General features: G+C 51.9%; 4 protein-coding genes. All 4 read right to left on the bottom strand.

Annotated elements, in window-relative coordinates; translation table 11 throughout:
* Nucleotides 1-203, bottom strand: a 203-nt coding sequence (locus tag ACP5D4_RS15515; protein WP_428012532.1) for a hypothetical protein, incomplete at its 3' end; no start/stop codon positions are given.
* Nucleotides 204-613: 410 nt separating this feature from the next.
* Nucleotides 614-1,852 carry a hypothetical protein gene (locus tag ACP5D4_RS15510; protein ID WP_428012531.1) on the bottom strand — a complete coding sequence of 413 codons (1,239 nt, stop codon included), beginning with the start codon at nt 1,850-1,852 and terminating at the stop codon, nt 614-616.
* A gap of 330 nt (nt 1,853-2,182) precedes the next feature.
* Entirely contained in the window at nt 2,183-2,362 is a 180-nt protein-coding gene (locus ACP5D4_RS15505) for a hypothetical protein (protein ID WP_428012530.1), read from the bottom strand.
* A gap of 15 nt (nt 2,363-2,377) precedes the next feature.
* Nucleotides 2,378-3,945: DUF5691 domain-containing protein (locus ACP5D4_RS15500; protein WP_428012529.1), on the bottom strand; the 1,568-nt coding region annotated here is incomplete at its 5' end.

Raw genomic sequence — 3,945 nt, 5'->3', positions numbered from 1 at the left:
ACTGTACCGTTTTCCGTTTCTAGCACAAACTCGTCGTTATCGCGAATCGATCGAACCGTTCCTACAATCTCGCGAGTCGATCGATAGTTTTGACTGAGATAATTCGTCGCTTCGTTGGGAAACTGTCTCGATTCGATGGAATCAGCACTGGCCGTCATGGCACTAGCGGCTATTGAGACCAACGAAAATAAAATTATCTTCATCGATTTTCAACCTCTTTTTTTGTGAAAAACAGATTTTTGCTGTGAGAGAAAAACACCGTACAGATCGTTTGTAAAGCCAAGATTGTCTCGAGGGTAAAATATACCCCTAGGGATTACGCAGACCTCCGGAAAAATAGGAGATTCCCTGAGTTCAGCGCGAAGGTCGGCATAAAAAACTAGGTTTCTTGACCGACCCGTGACTCACTCCTGTTTGTTTGAAAAATCGGAGTTTGTCTGACTGTTGGTCTTGCTTTTTAATTCAAATATTGCAGAGACAAATTTAAATTCTACCACATTTTTAAGGTTTTCTTCAAAGGTTTCGATCGCGTGAATGGCGGAAATCGATCGCCGCCATTCACTCAGCCAGGGACAGTTGAAACGAAACCCGACGTTACTTCTCAACTGGGTTTTTAATCGTCCCAATCGTCATCATAGCGATCGTCGTCATAGCGATCGTCGTCATAGCGATCGTCGTCATAGCTGTCGTTATCGTCCCAATCGTCATCATAGCGATCATCATAGCTGTCGTTATCGTCCCAATCGTCGTACATCTCATCGAAATCGACGTTCGATCGCGTCCAAACCGACGAACCATCTTCGCGAGTAATAGAAACCGCATCGAAATCCTCATCGTCGTAAACGCCTGTCACCGTCACGCGATCGCCGGGATTGACGTTCAACACCTGGGAATCGGGAAGTTCTGCTTCCACCCGAACCGTTCCCGCGTCCGTATTCAGTAAAAACTCGTCGTTATCCACCAAAGCGTTGACACTTCCCGAAACCGTTCCGTTGGGGAGCGTTCCGGTGTTGGGAATTCCGGTCAGCGACTCGAAACCGGGACGCGAAACCACCTCAGAACCGTCTTCGCGGGTAATCGAAAACGCATCAAAATCCTCATCGTCGTAAATTCCCGTCACCGTCACCCGTTCTCCCGGCGTCAGGTTGAGAATTTGAGAATCTGGTAAATCGGAATCGACGAGAACCGTTCCCGTATCCGTCTCTAAAAGGAATTCGTCGTTATCCACCAAAGCGTTAACGCTTCCGGAAACCGTTCCGACGCCGGGATTAGTGAGGGGGTCGCCGACAGATTGTTGGAACGGCGTCGCCATGCGGCCTTCCTGGTATCCCAAAAGGCGATAGTGTTCCCAGGGATTCGGGAGATATCCGGCGTCTGAGGCGGCTTGTAAATCGGCGTATTGAGAGAGATAGAAGTCGCGATCGAACAGTTCCGGCATCCGGCCTTCCATGGCGCCGAAGGTTGTAAAATGCTCCCAAGCATCGACACCCGCAGCCGCTACGTCGGGATTGCGTTGTAAGTATTCAGCTTCATCGAAACCGTATCCCGTGATGGGATCGAAATAGGACTGCGATCGCAGCGTTACGGGGGTATCGCCACGGGAGATCGATCGCGTGTCGATTTCCATTCCGTCGAATTCGCTGACGACGAGATTCACGGTTTCGCCGACGGTCAATCCTAACTGACTCGCCGGAAGCGGTTCGGTATCGACGACGTAGTTTTGACCTCCGGTTTGGAAGAGGAAATCGTCGCCGTTATCGACGAAGCCTTCAACGGTTCCGGTTACCGTTGCGCCGGGTTGTAAGAGTCCCGGTTGTACTGTGTCGGTGGTGGACGATGTGAGGAGTTCCATGTTAAAAACGCTGTTCTCGTGTGGGTCGAAATCTTGTATGGTTCTGACGATAGAGGGTAAAAGTGACAGGGCGGTAAACGGGGGTGTTACTTTTTGTTTACTTTTGGCAAAGTTGGTGTTTCACGATTTTTGTAACACCGAAAATACCATGGTTTTTTCTGAGGGTTTATTTTTGAAAATCAGTATTTTTTCGTATACTTTTTAAAAACCGCTTTCTGCGTGGTACGAAAGTTTGTTGATGGGGTGATTCACCACAGCGGTAGGTTGGGTGGAGCCATAGCGAAACCCAACAACAGCTCAATTCATTGTAGAGACTCCGCTCTGATAAATTTATATTTTTGAGATGCACTTAAGTTGGCGCCAGATCCCCGGCATCTTGGAGATGCCGGGGATCTCCGGCAGCCATTTACCGATTTGAGATTTTTGGGCCAACCCCTTAATACGGCGATTTAATACGGCGATATCTTTTCTAACAAGGGTTTCAGGACTTTTCTGCACCACTAAGGCCAAGATTGAGGTTTGGGGCTATATTTTTTGTAGCTCTTGCCGTATTTTGAGAATGTCTAAAACGTCGTCTACGGTTTGTTCCCAATAGGAACCGGGCGGGGTGACGGCTTTGAGTTTTTGGGAGATTTCATCGAAGAGATGGGGGGAAATGAAATAGGCGAAACTTTGAAAGGTCGATCGAACCGACCAGTTGTAATTATCTTTGGCCGTTTGGATTTCCCCACAGAATCGATCGATAACTTGACGAGTAAAGTCGTCGCGCCAGGGGTGACGGCAGGTTTTCAACAATGCCAAACTGGGATGACTTTTCAGCAAGGGTTCGGGATGGGCGGCGAGATGGTTGCTGACGAAGGTTTCGAGACGTTCGAGGGAAAGACAATCGGCGAGGGCGCGATCGCGATCGCAGCGATCGATCGACTTTTCAGGAATCTCGTCAACGACTTCCAACAACGCCTCCGCCCAGTCTGCATCCGGGTGGCGCGTCGTCGCCACCGCCCAACCTTCTAACAACACCCCCGCCCACTCGCTTTCGAGGGCGGCTTTCACCAAGGTGTTGGGCGTCGCCGATGTCGTCCACCGCGTCGGCGGTACCATCGCCAACTGTTGCAAAAACCACCAGGCTTTCTCGCCGATTTTCGTGGGTTTCTTGGAATTAATACCGTCTCGCTTGGCGGCGGCGTCTAAAGCCGTGGGAAGCGTCACCCGCAATTTTACCGATTTTCCCCGTTTGGACAGCGACAGCATCTTCTCGACTCGTTCCGTCACCCGGCGACACAAGCCGGAATGGGGCAATCTCGCCAGTAAATCCGCCGCCACCGCCCGCACTTGCTTGCTTTTATCGTCGAGGGCGGTTTCGAGGAAGGGTTCGTCCGCATCGCTTAACCCCACAGCGAAGGTTTTCAAAAATTCCGATCGATCGAAGGCTTTATCCTGTTGCCAAGTGGATTCGACGAATTCCCTAGCTTTCTCCGGTTGCGTCTCCCGCAATCGCTGCAACAGCACAAGCCGCGTCGCCGAGGTTCCCAGCCTCCACTGGCGATGAATATCCTCCGTCGGGGAAGTTCCCGCCATCTCTTCCCAATCGGGATTTTGCGCCGCCAGCCAACGCCCCCGCGCCCCGATAACGCCGAGAATCGCCGAACGCAGGTGACGGCGAGAGACGGCTAAATCCAGTAAAGCGGGAAGTTGTTCCGGGGGAACGCAAACCCCCGCCTCCGTCGCGCAGCCAACCCATTGCGGGAGGAGTTCCGAACCGTCCGATCGATCGAGGATTTGTCGCAGCAATCGCCCCGCCGCTGGGGAATACCGTAACCTTTCTTCCGGGGCGGGATCGATCGCTTCCCCTTCCACCTTCTCAAATCGCTGCCCGGCCCGTCTCCGCAAAGCTTCGATGGCAGCCCCTCGATAAATTTGACGTTCCTCGTCCGCGCGATCGAGTAAATTTTCCAAACGAGGCGATTGAGGGGGAAGTTGAGGAGATTGTCGCCGCGTTCCCAACAACGCCGCTTTTACGAGGTCTTGCCACATGGTGCGTTGACATCCTATCCCAGCAACCCGTTCTGGGTATGCCGGGAGATTCCTTGGGT

Source organism: Baaleninema sp. (genome assembly GCF_049974805.1).
In the GTDB taxonomy this organism is placed as follows: Bacteria; Cyanobacteriota; Cyanobacteriia; order Cyanobacteriales; family Geitlerinemataceae; genus Baaleninema.
The sequence above is the reverse complement of the archived record's forward strand: the minus strand, read 5'-3'. Positions and strand labels throughout refer to the sequence as shown.